General features: G+C 62.6%; 13 protein-coding genes. 4 read left to right on the top strand and 9 right to left on the bottom strand.

Annotated features, from left to right (window positions below):
* Nucleotides 1–6: 6 nt before the first annotated feature.
* Entirely contained in the window at nucleotides 7–861 is an 855-nt protein-coding gene (locus PQG80_RS05900) for a transporter substrate-binding domain-containing protein (protein WP_271750292.1), read from the bottom strand.
* 186 nt (nucleotides 862–1047) lie between these two features.
* Here PQG80_RS05900 and PQG80_RS05895 point away from each other — a divergent pair, with 186 nt between their 5' ends.
* The 4 genes from PQG80_RS05895 to PQG80_RS05880 all read left to right on the top strand — a co-directional run bounded on the left by PQG80_RS05895 (nucleotide 1048) and on the right by PQG80_RS05880 (nucleotide 4794).
* Nucleotides 1048–1623 (top strand): TetR/AcrR family transcriptional regulator, encoded by a 576-nt coding sequence (locus PQG80_RS05895; RefSeq protein WP_271750291.1) that lies wholly within the window; start codon nucleotides 1048–1050, stop codon nucleotides 1621–1623.
* An 88-nt stretch (nucleotides 1624–1711) separates the two neighbouring features.
* Nucleotides 1712–2629 carry an NmrA/HSCARG family protein gene (locus tag PQG80_RS05890; RefSeq protein WP_271750290.1) on the top strand — a complete coding sequence of 306 codons (918 nt, stop codon included), beginning with the start codon at nucleotides 1712–1714 and terminating at the stop codon, nucleotides 2627–2629.
* A gap of 335 nt (nucleotides 2630–2964) precedes the next feature.
* Nucleotides 2965–3966 (top strand): ketoacyl-ACP synthase III, encoded by a 1002-nt coding sequence (locus PQG80_RS05885; protein WP_271750498.1) that lies wholly within the window; start codon nucleotides 2965–2967, stop codon nucleotides 3964–3966.
* Between the two features lie 108 nt (nucleotides 3967–4074).
* Nucleotides 4075–4794, top strand: coding sequence for a glycosyltransferase (locus PQG80_RS05880; RefSeq protein WP_271750289.1), 720 nt, complete (start codon nucleotides 4075–4077; stop codon nucleotides 4792–4794).
* Nucleotides 4795–5027: 233 nt separating this feature from the next.
* On the opposite strand, the gene PQG80_RS05875 is transcribed toward PQG80_RS05880, so the two are convergent.
* The 8 genes from PQG80_RS05875 to PQG80_RS05840 all read right to left on the bottom strand — a co-directional run bounded on the left by PQG80_RS05875 (nucleotide 5028) and on the right by PQG80_RS05840 (nucleotide 13711).
* Nucleotides 5028–5771 carry a glycosyltransferase family 2 protein gene (locus PQG80_RS05875; RefSeq protein WP_271750288.1) on the bottom strand — a complete coding sequence of 248 codons (744 nt, stop codon included), beginning with the start codon at nucleotides 5769–5771 and terminating at the stop codon, nucleotides 5028–5030.
* Between the two features lie 78 nt (nucleotides 5772–5849).
* On the bottom strand, nucleotides 5850–6833 hold the full coding sequence (locus tag PQG80_RS05870; protein WP_271750287.1) for an SDR family oxidoreductase: 984 nt from the start codon (nucleotides 6831–6833) through the stop codon (nucleotides 5850–5852).
* Nucleotides 6809–7723 carry a dTDP-4-dehydrorhamnose reductase family protein gene (locus PQG80_RS05865; RefSeq protein ID WP_271750286.1) on the bottom strand — a complete coding sequence of 305 codons (915 nt, stop codon included), beginning with the start codon at nucleotides 7721–7723 and terminating at the stop codon, nucleotides 6809–6811. The genes PQG80_RS05870 and PQG80_RS05865 overlap by 25 nt, the downstream gene beginning before the upstream one ends.
* Nucleotides 7720–8703, bottom strand: a complete 984-nt coding sequence (locus tag PQG80_RS05860; RefSeq protein ID WP_271750285.1) for an SDR family NAD(P)-dependent oxidoreductase — start codon at nucleotides 8701–8703, stop codon at nucleotides 7720–7722. Before PQG80_RS05860 ends, PQG80_RS05865 begins: the two co-directional genes overlap by 4 nt.
* Nucleotides 8696–9787: a non-hydrolyzing UDP-N-acetylglucosamine 2-epimerase gene (gene wecB, locus PQG80_RS05855; RefSeq protein WP_271750284.1), complete on the bottom strand. Its 1092-nt coding sequence runs from the start codon at nucleotides 9785–9787 to the stop codon at nucleotides 8696–8698. Before wecB ends, PQG80_RS05860 begins: the two co-directional genes overlap by 8 nt.
* A gap of 4 nt (nucleotides 9788–9791) precedes the next feature.
* Entirely contained in the window at nucleotides 9792–11381 is a 1590-nt protein-coding gene (locus PQG80_RS05850) for a glycosyltransferase family 4 protein (protein WP_271750283.1), read from the bottom strand.
* Between the two features lie 28 nt (nucleotides 11382–11409).
* Nucleotides 11410–12555, bottom strand: coding sequence for a CgeB family protein (locus tag PQG80_RS05845; protein ID WP_271750282.1), 1146 nt, complete (start codon nucleotides 12553–12555; stop codon nucleotides 11410–11412).
* Nucleotides 12548–13711: a CgeB family protein gene (locus PQG80_RS05840; RefSeq protein ID WP_271750281.1), complete on the bottom strand. Its 1164-nt coding sequence runs from the start codon at nucleotides 13709–13711 to the stop codon at nucleotides 12548–12550. The genes PQG80_RS05845 and PQG80_RS05840 overlap by 8 nt, the downstream gene beginning before the upstream one ends.
* Nucleotides 13712–13829: the final 118 nt, after the last annotated feature.

The raw sequence follows: 13829 nt of genomic DNA, 5'->3' as shown, positions 1-13829 counted from the left end.
TTCCGATTATTCCGGCTTGACGGTAACGTCGATACCTAAAACCTCTTTGGACAGATTGCTCAGCGTGCCGTCCTCAAGCAGCTTGTTGATTGCCCCATCTATTTCATTCCTTAGTGATTCGCTGCCATAGTTATACAAAAGATACGTGCCGTTTTTCTTGCTGGAATCGTAAAACAGATGGTCTCCGGCAATCTCGAACGCGTCCTTGCCGTATGCTTCCAACAGCGCTTTATCGTTCAACGGCTCGCCGAAGAGCGCGTCGATCGCACCGCTTTTCAGATTAGCCTGCTGTTGCTCGACCGTACCGGTGTCCCACACGATTTCGATGGGCTTGTCCGAGTGCTGCTCGTTATATTTTTCTACATCGCTGGCAACGGCAGCGCCAGGCGCAAGCGCTATTTTCAAGCCGCCTAGATCATCCTCGCTTTTTACGACAATACCGGAGCCTTTCTTGACCTTTAATGTGTAACCGGAATTCTCATAGTTGCTTGCCTCGCCATAAAGGTATTTGTCCGCCCGCTCTTTCGTCCAGCTGGCATGTACGGCAAGAAAATCGAATGCCTTCGTATCAAGCCCGACGAAAGCGGCCTGGAAATCGGTGATCGGTTCATATTTGAAAACGTACTGCGGCAGGAGGTCATCGATCTTGACAAGCGTTTCATAGTCGTATCCCTGCCATTTTCCGTTTTCATCCAGAACGCTGATTTTAGGTATACCATTGACAAGACCCACCGTAATCGTCTTCGGTCCGGACGCCGCGCTTTCCTGACCGGATGCACCGGATGTGTTTTCGTTATTGCCGCAAGCGGCAACGGATAGCGCCAATACAAGCGTGAGAGCAAACCTAATAAGCCTATTCATTGTCCAATTCCTCCATTGTCGCTAGTATTCTTAGTGTTCTAAGCACATTACTTGGTTTAGAATTCATAATATTACCACAGAAAAACAAAGTCAATACTTCATTAACAAAAAACATTACCAAGGTAATGAAATGCTATTTATCTTTTAAATGAATTATAATAATGCCAAAGGAGTTGGAAGCAGATTATGAGTACGAGAGGCGCAACCAAAGAAGCGATCTTGACCACAAGCATTGAATTATTTAATAAATATGGATTCGAGCAAGTCACGATCAATCAGATTTGCAAAGAAATCAATGTGACCAAAACCGCGTTCTATTACCACTTCAAATCCAAGGACGAATTGATTTCGGATTTCTTCTCTTTTGAAAATATGGTATCGAACGATGATTTACTGAACCTTCTCTCAGTCACCGATTTTGCCGATCAGGCCATGAAAGCCATGGAGATTTTCGTGAAGCACATCGTTCGTTTAGGGGTCGAGATGACCAAAGAAAATTATAGGGTCCACCTCCGGAATCAGATACCTCCTCTCGATAAGAGCAAGTCTTCTTTGCTCGGCAGCGTGATCCCCACGCTGATCCAACGGGCCAAGGATGCCGGCCAACTCAAAAACCCGGCGAGCGCCGAAGATTTGCTCGATTCGATGTGCAATATCGCTAATGGGGTCATTCTTAACTGGGCTATCATGGGTGGCAGCTTCGATGTTCTGGAAGAAACCAGGAAGCGGTTTGCAATTTTACTGATTGTGAATGAGGATTAAACCCTCTTTAACTTTACTTTGGTGTTGACTTAACTTTACCTCGGTAATATAATCCGATTATTCACTCATCAGATGGGAGAGATCGGATATGGAGAACAGCCATGCAAGATTGATCATGGTTATAGGCGGCACGGGTACGCAAGGCGGCAATGTAGCCCGCGAGTTATTGAAGCACGGTCATCGCGTGCGGATCTTAACCCGGAATCCGGAGTCGGCGGCTTCGCAAGCGATAGCTGCCAAGGGGGCGGAAATCATTCAAGGAGACCTGGCCGACCCGGGATCGCTGGAGCCTGCCATGCAAGGCGTATCGGCCATTTTCTCGGTACAGTACGCGGATCCCTATGACCTGACGATTGAGCCGCGGAACGCCGCGCACATGGTACAGGCCGCGAAGAAAGCCGGCGTCGAACAAGTCGTGCATACCTCAGTCGCTGGCAGCAACCTGTTTCCCCGGTGGGATAAACACAAGTATTTGGTTCAGACTTGGGAGAATAAATACGTCATCGAAGAGCTCGTCCGGAACGGCGGTTTCCGGTATTGGACCATTTTGCACCCAAGCTGGTTTATGGAGAATTTCGTCGAGCCCCATTCGGCCATTATGGCACCGGAATTAAAAAGCGGTGTTTTGTTTGGCACGTTAAAAGGGGACACCCCCTTAAAACTGAATTCCGGAGGGGATACGGCCCAATTCGCCCGCGCAGCATTCGAAAATCCGCCGAAGTTTCACGGAAAGGATATCAATATCGCAAGCGACGAGCTGTCCATGACGGAGATTGCGCAGACGTTGAGCCGCATTCTGGATAAAAAAGTGGCTTTTGAAACGGTCGGCAGCGAGGAAACCCGCGAACGCGGCATGCTGGAAGGAACGATTCACTTTATGGAGTGGCTGGAGGAAGTGCCTGGCTATGGTTTCGATATTCAGGAAACAAAGCAATACGGCGTTCCGCTCAAGTCATTTGCGGAGTGGGTCGAGGAAAACAAACATCGCTTTGACATCAACGAATAAATCTATCCCATCGTTTGTCGCCAGCGCAGGCTCTATGCGTACGACCGGACACGGCGCAGACGCTCCATGAATATGGACTCTATCGCCGCTTGCATGCTACTGCAACCTAGCAGCGCAGCAATACTCGCTCCCTTCGGTGCGCTTATATCCGACTCAAAATACGGCTCCATACACAAAGGCCATGCAGGATTATCCTGCATGGCTCGCGGTGCGCGCCCACTCTGCCGGCCTGATCAAAGTCGGATCCGCCGATGGCATTGACATCCTCCCGATAAAAGCATACTATAATAACACCTAGTATTAGTACCAGATACCATGAATGGAGGCGACCGATGATGACCGAGGAACGCAAGCCTTCCTTTCTTTCCCGCTCCGCCATTACCGCGATCGGCAGTTATGTACCGGACCGGGTACTGGGCAACGACGAGCTGTCCGCCTTGGTCGACACGAACGACGAGTGGATCGTGCGCCGCACCGGCATACGCGAGCGCCGCATCGCCGCGGAGGACGAATTCACGAGCCACCTCGCGATCGCGGCCGTCCGCGACCTGCTGAGCCGATATCCGACGGCGACGGACGATATCGACGGCGTACTCGTCGCGACCACGACGCCGGACAGTCCTTTCCCTTCGGTCGCCTCGCGCGTGCAGGGGGCGTTCGGCTTCAGGGCCGCGCTCGCATTCGACCTGAACGCCGCCTGCGCGGGCTTCGTCTCCGCGCTCCAGACGGCGAACGGGCTGATCTTGACGGGCATGTACCGCAAGATCCTCGTCATCGGCGCCGAGACGCTCAGCAAGATTACGGACTACACGGATCGTTCCACCTGCATCCTGTTCGGCGACGGCGCCGGCGCCGTGCTCGTCGAGCGCGCGGAGCAAGGCAGCTTCCTCGCGTCGCACGCCGTCACGGACGGCACGGGCGGCATCCATGTGTACGCCTCCGGCCTGTCGCTCGACTGGAACGGCCAGCCGCTCGCGGGCGACGGCCGCATCGTGCAGAACGGCCGAGAGGTGTACAAGTGGGCGCTATCTACCGTGCCGGACGGCGTCCGCAGCTTGCTGGAGGACAGCGGCCTGGCCGCCGAAGCGCTCGATTGGCTCGTGCCGCACAGCGCAAATCTGCGCATGATCGAGGCGATCTGCGAGCGGCTCGGCCTGCCTTACGAGCGCGCGCTGACGAGCGCGGCCGAGTTCGGCAATACGTCGGCGGCGTCGATCCCGCTCGCGCTCGACCTGGCCGCGCGGAGCGGCCGGCTCGCCGCCGGGCAGACGGTCGCGCCGTACGGGTTCGGCAGCGGCCTCACGCAGGCCGGCCTGCTGCTCCGCTGGACGATCTGAACCGGCGCCCGGCCGAGCCGGGACGCTAGCCCCCGGTCAAGCGTCGTGCCTCCCTACCCGCATCGGACATACACTGTTACGTACAGATGCGGGGAAGGAGAGCATGCGATGTCTGGCCCCTTAGTGAGCATCATCATCCCTTTTTACAATGACGCCTACGTCAATCAGGCGGTTGCCAGCGCCTTGGCGCAGACGTATCCGCATATCGAAGTCATCGTAGTGGACGACGGCTCGACGATGCACCAGCACCTGCTGGACCCTTACCGCTCCAGAATTCATTACATCGGCAAAGCGAACGGCGGCACGGCGAGCGCGCTGAACTACGGCATCCGCATGGCCAGCGGCGACTATATCGCCTGGCTCAGCTCCGACGATATCTTTTATCCGCACAAGGTGGCCGGCCAGCTCGGCCATATGCTGACCCGCGGCGCGTTGATCAGCAGCACGGACTTCGACCTGATCGGCGCCTACGGCGAGCTGCTGAAGCCTCAGCTGGCCGTGAAGTTCGCCTCCGCCGGACAGTTCCTGCGGGCGATGCATACGTTCTGCCCGGTCAACGGCTGCACCGTCATGATGCACAAGAGCGTCGTCGCCCGCGTCGGGTGGTTCGACGAGTCGCTCCGCTTCACGCAGGATTACGACTACTGGCTGCGCGTTATTCTCAACCGCATCGACTTCCACTTCGTAGACTCGCCGCTCACCGCCTACCGTTGGCACGTTAATTCGGGCACCTCGCGCCACCTGGACCATGTCAACGCGGAGTTCGCCCTCGTTCATGGCCGTTACGTTCACGGGCTCAACGGACTGATCGCCAGCGTAGGCGGATGAAGGATGAAGGATGACGGATGACGGTGACGTTCACGGTAACGGGCAAATGTAGATTGCAAAGCGCCGGCCGATGGGCCGGCGTTTTTGTGTCGTCCGGTGCTTGTCCGGCTCAACGATGCTCCCTTCGCAATCTAGCCCCCGGCTGCTCGAAACCAGTCTCAGCCATTGCCTGCCGAGCCGAAATAGCCGCTCCGCCGACGCTCCGGCAGGACGGCTATTTCTGCTTCCGCGCTTCATCTGCCCTTGCCCGCCGTCGGCCGCAGCGCGGTCAGCAGCCGGCTCAGGCTGCCCCTGTACCTGGCCGCCGTCGCCCTGAATTCCGCTTCCGCTTCGTCCCGGTGGCGGATCGTGCCCATCCGCTCGTGCTGGCGGTACTCCGTGAGCACTTCGTTCAGGTAGGACGGCGGATAGCCGGCCAGCGTAGCCCGGACCCACATATCGTAGTCGTGCGCGTACGTCGCGCGTTCGTCGAAGCCGCCCAGCTGCTCGAACAACGATCTGCGCATCATGACCGTGCAGCCGTTGATGGCATTCGCGCGCAGCAGCGAGCGGTAGAAGTCGTACCGGCTCTCGAAGGCCAGCCGCACCGGCTTCTTGCCCGGCACGCCCGCGGCATCGATGAGACGGAAGGCCGTATGGCTGATCGCCGACCCGGTCCGTTCCATATGCTCGATCTGGCGCGCGAGCTTGCCCGGCAGCCAGCGGTCGTCCGAGCTGAGCCAGGCGACATACTCGCCCTTGGCCATGCGGAATCCGTGGTTCAGCGCGCTCGCGGTCCCGCCGTTGGCCTTGCCCAGCACGTGGATGCGGTTCTGGAACGGCGCGAGCCGCCATGCTTCGCTCGTGGAGCCGTCGTCGACCACGATGACCTCGAGCCCCTCGCAGCGCTGGGCCAGCACGCTCTCGACGGCTTCGGCGATATAAGGGTCGTTGTAAAAAGGAATGACGGCGGTTACCTTCGGCCTGCCCTCGTTCAAGCGCGATTCCTCCCCTCCGCGTCGATTTCCCCTGCGTTATTTCCCATTCATTAATTTTCATGCTTCATTCCGCCGCTTTTAATTCCCAGCTGCCAGGCGCTCCCGCTCCGACTGCAACGTATCGGCGATCGAGCGCGCGAACGGAATCTCCGGCCGCCAGCCGATGGCGCGCGCGGCGGACGCGTCGCGCGGCTGCGGCGACGGACCGCCGGATGCGCCGATCTCCCACCGCAGCGGGACGCGGCTCGCCAGGTCGAACGCCTCCTTGACCTCGCCGAGACTGCGCAGCGTGCCGGATTCGAGCGCATACGAGCAGCCGGACGCGCCCGACCGCAGCAGCGCCGCATAGGCTGCGGCGGCGTCGCGGACGTCGAGGAAGTCCCGGCGTTCGTCCAGCGAGGACAGGCGGAACGGCTCCGGCTGCCGCAGCCCGGACTGCCGCGGCTCCGGCGCATCCTGCGCTTCGTCCGCCAGCTCGCAAGCGGCGGCCCAGCGCGCGATCTTGCCGCAAATGCCGGTGCTGCCTCCGGGCCCGATCAGATTGCAGGGCTCGGCGACGACGACAGGCTGGCCGTACCAATGGTGCCACGCGAGCGCCGCCGTCACCTGCAGCGCCTTGCTGAAGCCGTACGGGTGCAGCGAACGCGCCAGATCCTCCCCCGGCCGGGGGCTCAGCATCGAGCCGACGACGAGCGTGCGGCAGCCCGGGAGCGCGCGGGCGCCCTCGAGCAGATAGACGGTGGACATCAGATTGGCGGCGAGCGCCTGGTCCGGCGCGCGCCACGATTCGTCCACCGCGTTGCGTCCGGCCAGATGGAGCACGGCGTCCGGACGGACCTGCGCAAGCAGCGACAGGACGGACGCGCGGTCCGTCAGGTCGCAGGGCAGCTCGGCGACCGCGCCGGCGACGGGCGGACGCCCGTCGTCCGCGGACGCGCGCGGAGACACGACCGCGGCGACCTCCATCCCCTCCAGCGCCAGCCGCTCGCACGCGTGCCGGCCGCTGAACCCCGCGGCGCCCGTGACCAGCACCCGCATCAATCCGCGTCGCCATCCATCCATCGACGCAGCTCCGACAGCATCTGCGCGTATCCCGCGGGCCGGTAGCCGAACCCGCTCTCGGTAGGCGCCAGCGTGCGGTCGATCGCGGGCTCCGCCTGCGGCACGACCTCGATGTCCGTCCGGCCGAACGCTTCCGCGAACATGCCGAGCAGATCATGCTTGCTGACCGCCTCCGGCGCGGTCAGATGCACGAGACCGCCGAACTCCGGATGGTCCATCGCCCATACGACGGCCTTGGCCAGCTCCAGCGTCGTCACGCCGTTCCAATGCACGTTGACGTAGCCCTGCACGCTGCCCGAGCTGCCGAGGAACCACTTGAGCAGCCCGATCCCGCGGCTCCGCAGCTCCGGTCCGATGATCGACGTGCGCAGCGTCAGGCAGGAGGCGCCCACGACCTCGCCGAGCGCCTTGCTGCGCGCGTATACCGTCACGCCGTCCGGCCGTTCTTGCTCCGTATAGCCGCCGCGGTCTCCGAGGAACACGCAGTCCGAGCTGATATGAATCAGCCGTCCGCCGCCGCGCGCGCACAGATGCCGCAGCCAGTGCGGCAGCAACCCGTTCACCAGATACGCGTCCAGCGGATTCTCCTCGGCCTGCCGGTTCAGAACGCCGACGGCGTTGACGACGATATCCGGCCGCGCGTCCTCGACCAGCTCGGCGACCTGCTCGAAGCGCCGCGCGTCCAGGACGCGGACGGCGAGCGCCGGTCCTGCGCGGTTGCCCCCGGCGTCCCGCGGCCCGCCGCCCGCGAGGCCGCAGGCTTGCCGGACGACCGGGATATCCCCGGCCGTCCGAACGGTGACGATCACTTCGTGCTCGGTGCGATGGAGCAGATAAGACGCTATGACATGGCCCGCCATCCCGCTTCCGCCAAGCACCAGCACCTTCATTGGAGGAACCCCCCGCGCACGAGCATGCTCCGGATCTCCTCGTGATTCATAAGTCCCGTCCCGGAGCTGTAGCTGTGCAGCTCGGCGCGCGGATAAGCGTCGTAGTGCGACTTGAGGCCGTCCAGCTCCAGCGTCGGCAGGATAACCAGGTACTGATCGTCGTATTCGACGGTGCTCTGGCTCTCGTACTCGGTCAACAGGATCTCGTCGAGCTTTTCGCCCGGACGCACGCCCGTCTCCACGATCTCCGCGGTCTTGCCCATCGCGTCCATCAGCACCTCGGCGAGGTCGATGATCCGGCAGGTCGGCATTTTCATGACGAAGATCTCGCCGCCGACGCTGACCTCCACCGCCTTGAACAGCAGCTTGATCGCGTCCTGCAGCGTGAGGAAGAAGCGCGTCATGTCCCGGTGCGTCAGGTTGACCTGGCCGCGGCTGCGGATATGGTCCATGAACAGGTGGATGACGCTCCCGTTCGTGCCCAGCACGTTGCCGCCGCGGACGCAGACGAACTTCGTGTCGGACTTGAGCAGGTTCGCGTATACGATGAGCTTTTCGCCGATCGCCTTGGTCATGCCGTAGAAGTTGGAAGGATTGGCCGCCTTGTCGGTCGAGATGTTGATGACGCGGTCGACCTTATTCTCGATCGCGGCCTCGATGACGTTTTGCGTGCCGAGCACGTTGGTCTTAAGCGCCTCGTACGGCTGAATCTCGCATACGGGCACATGCTTCAGAGCGGCCAGATGGAACAGGATATCGACGTCCTGGCAAGCCTTGGACAGCGCCTCGCGATCCCGTACGTCCCCGATGAAAAAAGTCAGCCTCGCGTCCTCGAACTCGCGGCTCATCGCCACTTGGCTGGACTCGCTGCGCGAATAGACGATGATCTCCTTCGGTCCGAGCGTCAGCAGCTGACGAACCAGCTCGTGTCCCCACGACCCGGTGCCCCCGGTTACGAGGATGCGTTTGCCTTCATACATCCATAATCCCTCCAAGCACGTATTTGGCTACCTTTGAAGATACATGTCGGTCCCCATAGCCTTCCGGCAGCTGCCAGCCCGCGCCGAGGCGGATCATCGCCTCCGCGGATCTCGCGATGCTGCGCGCGTCGACGCCGGACACGATATTGCTCCCGCAATCGACCGTCTCCGGACGCTCCGTCGTCCGCCGCACCGTGACCGCCGGCACCTGGAAGATGCAGCACTCCTCCTGGACCGTGCCGCTGTCGGTGAGAACGCAGCGGGCGCTGCGCTCCAGATGCACGAAATCGAAAAAGCCGAACGGCTCATGAAACTCGAGCAGCGGATGGATCAGCTCCGCCATGTCGGTCGTCAGGCGAGAGCGCGTCCGCGGGTGAAGGCTGCAGATGAGCCGCATGCCCTGCTGCTCCGCGACCATCCCGAGACCGGTCACGATCTCCCGCAGGCGGTTCGGGTCGTCGACGTTTTCGGCGCGGTGGATCGTGGCGAGCAGGTATCCGCCCGGCTTCAGTCCGAGGCGCTCCAGCACGTCGCTCGCGTCGATTTTCGGCTTGTAATGCTCGAGCACCTCGAAGATCGGATTGCCCGTCTTGAAGATCCGCGCGACGGGAAAGCCTTCGCGCAGCAGATTCTGCTTGCTGTTCTCCGTATACGGCAGGTTGGCGGTCGACACGGCGTCGATGATCCGGCGGTTTTTCTCCTCCGGCACCGCCAGGTCGAAGCAGCGGTTGCCCGCTTCCATATGCACGACCGGGTAACCGAGCCGCTCGGCGAGCACCGCGCAGAGCGCGCTGTTCGTATCCCCGAGCAGCAGCACGCGGTCCGGACGCTCGCGCAGCAGCACTTCTTCGACGGCCGCGAAGGTGGCGGACAGCTGGGCGCCGACCGTCTCCTTGCGGGCCGCGATCTGCACGTCGGGCTGGCGGAGCTCCATTTCTTCGTAGAAAATGTCATTCAGCCTCGGCGAAAAATTCTGCCCGGTATGCACGATAACGTGACGACCTGAGAGATCGTCCAGAAGGCGCGTGAGCAGGCTGAGCCGGATGACCTCCGGCCGCGTGCCCAGGATCGTGACGACTCGCATGCCATCATCTTCCTTTCCTTTTCCTCGCTGATGCGGATTTTCTTCTCAAGCGTCTGCCGCTCCTCGCGGAGATGCGCCTGCGCCCCCGGCTGCGGCGGCGCGGCGCGCGGACGCGGGTCCCGCGAATCCGCGAGCGCCCGCGCAGCCGCAGCCGGCGCCGGCCCCTGCGCGGCCGCCGCCTCCGTCTTCGGGAAGACGAGGCTTCCAGCAGCGGCTCGCCGTCCGGGAGGAAGTCCAGGACCAGATCCGGCACGGCGCGCACGTCCGCGAACCGGAAGCCGTGGTCGCGCAGCGCCTTCGGCGAGCTGAAAGGACGCTTGCGACCGTGCTGGATGAGGTACACCGTGCTGCCGGCGCCGCGTACGAGACCCTCTCGCGGAATCTCGGGCGGCGGCGGCGCGGGCTGCTGCGAGGCGGGCGGCGGCAGGGTTCGCAGCCAGGCTGCGAGCGCGTCGCGGAACTGCCCCACGCCGAACCGCTCCACAGCCATCCGCGCATTGTGCGCGCCGAGGGATTGCCGCAGCGCGGGATTGCTCATGAGCATGTGCAGCCGCTCGGTCAGCCCCTGCGCATGTCCCGTCGGCACGAGCCAGGCGGCAGCCTCGGATTGCTCGAGAATCTCGCGCAGGCCGCCCGCCGCGAAGGCGACGACCGGCTTGCCGAACATCATCCCCTCCAGCGCGGTCATGCCGAAGCCCTCGGGCACGAGGCTCGGGACGACGACCGCGTCCATCGGGGCGTAGATCTCCTCGATCCGTTCCCGGAACTCCATCCACGCGAAGCGGCCGCTCAGGTCCTGTCGCCAGATGAGATCGCGGCAGGCGTGGACGTAGGCTTCGTCGACCGACTTGCCGACGATCATCGCGCGGACGCCCGGATGCTGCTTCATGAGCGGGATCATCGCGTGGACGAATTCCAGCAGCCCCTTGTTCGGATAGATTGTGGCGGCGACGAAGCCGGCCACGAACTCCTCCTCCCGGAAGCCGAGCCGTCCGCGCTGCCTCGCGCGGATCTCCGGCCACCGCTCCGGGGCATGCGCCGCCGGCTCGACGTACGGCCGCAGCACGGCCGTCTTGCCCGCCGCGCCGGACGCGCGGTAGGGCTCGAGCACGCTGTCGGAGATGCCGACGATCAAGCGGCTGTACAGGCTGACGATGGCCGCCGCCTGCGGGCGCGCCGGCGTATCGCGCATCGTCTCCATGACCGACCAGACCGTCGGAATGCCGAGGGACGTCGCGGCCATCGCGGGCATCGGGTGCACGGTCGTATTGGTCCACACGTAATCCGGCGACTCGCGGAGCAGCAGGAATACGAGCGGCTCCCACGACGGGTGCGACGGCAGCGAGCCGACCTCGGCATCCGACTCGGGCAGCGCGCTGAACAGCGCCAGGCTGAGCGGCAGCTCCATGTGCAGCGTCCCGATCCCGGCGGCGCGCGCCTGCGCGGCGAGCACGCCTTCCTGCGGTACGACGAGCCTGCAGTCGAAGTGCGCCGCGAGCTCCCGGATGAAGAGCAGGAAGAGCTTCTCCGCGCCGGTCATCACGTCGACGCCGCTGAGATGGGAGAATAGAAGCAGCTTCGGCCTTCCGCCCACGGCCTCTCATCTCCTTTTGGTCAATAAGTTACGCCAGCGGAATCATCGCCAGATCCAGCAGCTGCGACAAGCGGGAGACGTACGTGTGGTCCCGCAGCGTGCGGTACAGCCCGCGAAGCGCGATCTGCCGGCGCTCTTCCTCGTGCGCGAGGTAATAATCCATCTTGTCCGCCATGTCCTGCGCGGAGTCGTACGTGACGATCTCGACGCCCGGCGTGTAGAACTGAGCCAGATCCTCGCGGTTGTCGCTCATGAGCAGCGTGCCGCAGGCGGCGATCTCGAAGGTGCGCGGGTTCGGGGACACCGCCGGCACATTGTACAGATTGCGGTTAAAGGTGCTGTCGTCGTGCGCCCGGTGGACGTTGATCACGATTTTGTGCGCGTTGTACTGCTCCGCCGTGTCCGTCGGTCCCATCCACTTGCCCAGATCGATCCGATCCCGCCATCTCGCGTAGTCGGACAGCCGATCCCACCAGAGTCCCGACAGCTTGAAGCTGCGGTGGGCCATGCGGGGCAGCAGTTCCTCGAACAGGCGGATCCGGTTCCAGTAGGCGCTGCCGATGAAGCATACGTCGCCCCGGAGCTGGTACCTCGGGTTGCGCGGCCGGAAGTCGACCGTGTGCACGCCGAGCGGCAGATAATGAACGCGGGCGCAGCCGCGCTGCTCGTAGAACGGCACGCAATTGCGCTCCAGCGTGAAGACGAAGTCGTAATGCGGCGCCAGGTCCGCCGTCACCTCGGTATAGTAAGGATCGTCCGTGAACCAGATCGCGGTCCGGATGCCGAGCTCGCGCAGCGCGTCGATCGTGGATACGGGAAAATCCAGTCCGTCCAGCACGACCGCAAGGGCGGGCCGCTCGCGCGAGGCGACGCCGACGATGTCGTCCTTGGGGGACATAACGGTCAGCCTGGATACCAGCTGCATGAGCGTCTGACCGACCGCGGCGTCGAGCGGGCTGTACGGGAAGCCTTTGCCGGAGGTGATAAAAAGCACGTGAACGTCGCGGATATAGTAAGGCACGGTCGTCCGCTGGACGATCGATTCGCATTGGCCGTACCAATACCCGTGCTGCCAACCCATGTTGAATCCGCTGGTCGCCGGCGTCGCGCGCTGCAGTCTCTTTTTTCTGGCCGCCGCGATTGCTTTATTCCTGCGAACCCTGATCTTAGCCAAGCGTCCATCCCTCCCCGGCAGGCGGCGGCGCAGGGTCCGCTAGCCCGATCGTATCGAGCAGCCGCGAGACCCGGCCGACGAACGTGTGCTCGGCGCGCGTCCGTCTGTAGCCGCGGGCGGCCACCTTCAGCCGCTCCTCTTCGTTGCGCAAGTAATAGTCGACGATCTCCATCAGCTCGCTTGGTTTAGTAAAAGAAGCCATCTCGTGACCCACGCGGTAGTACTCGGGCAGCTCCGGCCGCAGGTCCGTCAGCTGCAGCGTGCCGCAGGACGCGATCTCGAACGTGCGCGGGTTGACCGAGTGGCCCTCCCACTCGCGCGTGTTCTTGTTGTCGCTCAGCGGCTCGGTCGTGCGGTGCATGTTGATGACGATCTTGGCGCCGTTGTAATACTTGACGGTCTCCGGCACCTCGATCCAGCCGCTGCGCACGAACTTCGCGAGCTTGCCGTAATTGCTCATGCGGTCCCAGTGGCTGCCCGCGATGAGCACCTTCTTGTCTCGCAGGAAGCCCGCGATGCTGTCGAACAGCGAGACCCGGTTCCAGAAGGCGACGCCGATGAAGCAAATATCCGTCCTGTACGCCTCGTCCACGGCCATCGGCTTGAACAGCTCCTGATCGGCGGCGAGGGGCAGGTGATGCACCTGCGCGCATCCGAGCTCCGCGTACCGCTGCACGCAGCTGCGCTCGTGCGTGAACACGAAGTCGTAGCTCGGCGCGATCTCCGCGGAGTCGCCCGATACGTAAGGATCGTCCACGAACCAGATCGCCGTCTTGATGCCCAGCCTGCGGATTCCCTCCACTTGTTCCTTTTGGTTGGCGGGAAAAGTATGAAGGCCGTTCATCACGAGCACCGCATCCGGCCGGTAAATCTCCGCGTACTGCAGCATTTCCGCCTGCGGCGCAACGATGAGATGCGTCGTCGCGGAGAGCGCGGCGACGACGCCCTGATCGATCGCGTCGAAGCCTTGGGGCACGTACATGACGCGCCACGGCCTGCGCCTTGCCGCGGGCTGCGGCGTCTCCTCCGCAATCCGCCGGCAGGCGCCCAATCTCCACCCCTCCAGCCAGCCTTGCCTGCGTCCCGCCGTGAGGTTCGGCCCGGGACGCGTATGTCTGCGATGGCGTCTGGCTCTGTGTCCGCGCTTGTACGGCATGATCATCACCCGGATACAATATATGCGCCTCTCTCGGACAGGACTTGGACGCTTATCCATCCGCAAGCGCCAATTCGGGGCAATCCTCCCCGGACAAGTCGCCGGGATCGCGGGACGA

Source organism: Cohnella rhizoplanae (assembly GCF_948329515.1).
In the GTDB taxonomy this organism is placed as follows: domain Bacteria; phylum Bacillota; class Bacilli; order Paenibacillales; family Paenibacillaceae; genus Cohnella; species Cohnella rhizoplanae.
The sequence above is the reverse complement of the archived record's forward strand: the minus strand, read 5'-3'. Positions and strand labels throughout refer to the sequence as shown.

Coding starts and splice junctions, on each gene's coding strand:
- PQG80_RS05840 (WP_271750281.1), bottom strand. CDS start 13,711: ATGCCGTACAAGCGCGGACACAGAGCCAGACGCCATCGCAGACATACG.
- PQG80_RS05885 (WP_271750498.1), top strand. CDS start 2,965: ATGACCGAGGAACGCAAGCCTTCCTTTCTTTCCCGCTCCGCCATTACC.
- wecB (WP_271750284.1), bottom strand. CDS start 9,787: ATGCGAGTCGTCACGATCCTGGGCACGCGGCCGGAGGTCATCCGGCTC.
- PQG80_RS05900 (WP_271750292.1), bottom strand. CDS start 861: ATGAATAGGCTTATTAGGTTTGCTCTCACGCTTGTATTGGCGCTATCC.
- PQG80_RS05860 (WP_271750285.1), bottom strand. CDS start 8,703: ATGTATGAAGGCAAACGCATCCTCGTAACCGGGGGCACCGGGTCGTGG.
- PQG80_RS05890 (WP_271750290.1), top strand. CDS start 1,712: ATGGAGAACAGCCATGCAAGATTGATCATGGTTATAGGCGGCACGGGT.
- PQG80_RS05895 (WP_271750291.1), top strand. CDS start 1,048: ATGAGTACGAGAGGCGCAACCAAAGAAGCGATCTTGACCACAAGCATT.
- PQG80_RS05865 (WP_271750286.1), bottom strand. CDS start 7,723: ATGAAGGTGCTGGTGCTTGGCGGAAGCGGGATGGCGGGCCATGTCATA.
- PQG80_RS05880 (WP_271750289.1), top strand. CDS start 4,075: ATGTCTGGCCCCTTAGTGAGCATCATCATCCCTTTTTACAATGACGCC.
- PQG80_RS05870 (WP_271750287.1), bottom strand. CDS start 6,833: ATGGATGGATGGCGACGCGGATTGATGCGGGTGCTGGTCACGGGCGCC.